This window comes from Bradyrhizobium retamae, from assembly GCF_001440415.1.
In the GTDB taxonomy this organism is placed as follows: Bacteria; Pseudomonadota; Alphaproteobacteria; order Rhizobiales; family Xanthobacteraceae; genus Bradyrhizobium; species Bradyrhizobium retamae.
Window position 1 is genome coordinate 1 of the sequence record NZ_LLYA01000094.1, and the last position, 2,036, is coordinate 2,036.

Annotated in this window: 1 protein-coding gene; it reads right to left on the bottom strand. The window is 60.9% G+C overall.

The genetic code is table 11. The features are described 5' to 3' along the window. The coding region (locus CQ13_RS11550; RefSeq protein WP_057843026.1) for a DEAD/DEAH box helicase at positions 1-2,036 on the bottom strand (2,036 nt) is incomplete at both ends.

Here is a 2,036-nt window from a genome sequence, read left to right on the forward strand (position 1 = left end):
CCTTGGATTTCCGAAGTCGTCCCGGCAGGAATGTCGCGGCTACGGCATCCCGGCCGACATCAAGTCTTATGATTCCTCTTCGCCTGCAGTCGATCCTGAGCCTTGCTGCGGCAAAGAAATCGCGGGCCGCCGGAGGCAATCTGCCGAAGCGACGAGAGGTCTCCCCCTCGAGATCGTCCAGCTCATCTTCGCTTCGGCATCTGGCGACGCGGCCGTAGATTTCCAGCCGAACCGCCTCCGATTGCACGTAGCCTGCGGGCAACATGTCCCCTACTGGCAGATTCAGGTCAGGCACCCACAGGTCGGCTGTTCTGTCGTCGGCTTTCTCCGAGGCCAACTTCAGAAGGTGGCTGTAGAGCACCGGCCCGAACACCTGCACATGGCCCGACTGCCGCTCTGAAAGCACATCCCCCGCTCCCCTGAGGTCCAGATCCCGCGCACTGATCGCGAAACCCGCGCCGGGTCTATTGAACTCCTCCAAAACGGCCAATCGCTTCTCGGATCGCTCCGAGTCCGAATCGGTCAGCAAATGCGCAAATGCCCGTATCCCGCTGCGGCCCACCCTTCCTCTGAGCTGATGAAGTTGCGCAAGACCGAACTTTTCGGGCCAACAGACCACGATCGTGTTTGCACGTGGGATATCGAGACCGCTCTCCACGATGTTGGTCGCCAGCAGCACGTCCGCCGCGCCTTCGACGAAGCTCATCATTCGGTCGTCGATGTCGTCGGCAGGCAACTTGCCATGCAGACAGACGATGCGGAGATCCGGGGCCACCGATTGAACGCGCGCCAGCATCGGATCAAGATCCTGAATTCGCGGACAGATCAAGAAGCTTTGCCCGTGCCGCCTTTGCTCGCGCAGCAATGCCGAGGCAATAGCAGCATCCGAAAGAGGAGCAACCTTTGTGACGACCGGGAGTCGATGAATGGGCGGAGAGGCAATGACGCTAAGATCCCTGAAGCCAGCTAGACCGCCCGCGAGAGTCCGCGGAATCGGCGTGGCGCTCATCCAAAGGGCATGAATACTCTTGGCCAGCCCGGAAAGTTTCGCCTTCTCCGTCGCCCCAAAATGCTGTTCCTCATCGATGACGACAAGGCCGAGGCCGGCGAACTTCAAGTCCTTCGAGGTGAGGGCTTGGGTTCCGACTACGACCTTCAGTTTGCCGCTCTTCAGCCCCTCCTTCACCTCTCTTGTCTCTGCGCCCGAACCGATTCGCGACAAACTCCCCACTTCGATGCCAAACGGAGCGAAGCGTTTGCGGAAAGTCGCGACATGCTGTCTTGCCAGGACGGTCGTCGGCACCGCTATCGCCACCTGCTTCCCTGACAATACGACGGCGGCCGTGGCCCGCAACGCCACTTCGGTTTTGCCGAATCCGACGTCGCCGCAAATGATCCTGTCCATGGGGTGGCCCGACGCAAGATCATCCAAAACGTCCCGAATGGCTTTCGCTTGGTCGACTGTCGTGAAATACGGAAAACGCGCGACGAACCTCTCATAGATGGGACCAGGAGGTACGAGTTTCGGAGCCCGCCGGCGGCGCCGCTGGCTGATGTGTTTGGCGAGCTGCTTGCCGGCGATTTGAATTTCGTGCTCCGCCTCAGTACGCCGGCTCCACCATGTACTTCCATCCGCTTTGTCGAGGGTGAGTTCGCCGCGCTCCGACGCATATGGCCAGATCAAGGCCAGGTCAGAGGGCGGAACGAGCACTGCATCGTCTCCCGCAAATACGAGCCTGATCATTTCGCGCGACGACCCGCCCCCCGTTGCCACGGTCTGCAAGCCGTCGAGCAAGGCCAGCCCTCGCTGCAAATGAACAACCGCTGTCCCTTGCTCCGGCACATCTGCGTGGTCGAAAGCCGCACTCCAGCTTCTAGCCATCGGCTGCGGATGATGAGCCCTGCTGCCGAGCACATCGGAAGCCGTCACAACGACAAGAGGTTTCCGGCCAGGCACGACAAAACCCCTATCGAAGTCGGCCAGAAGCGCCGCCTCACGGTTGCGTCCGGCCGTCGCCTCGTTCCAATCCGCAAAG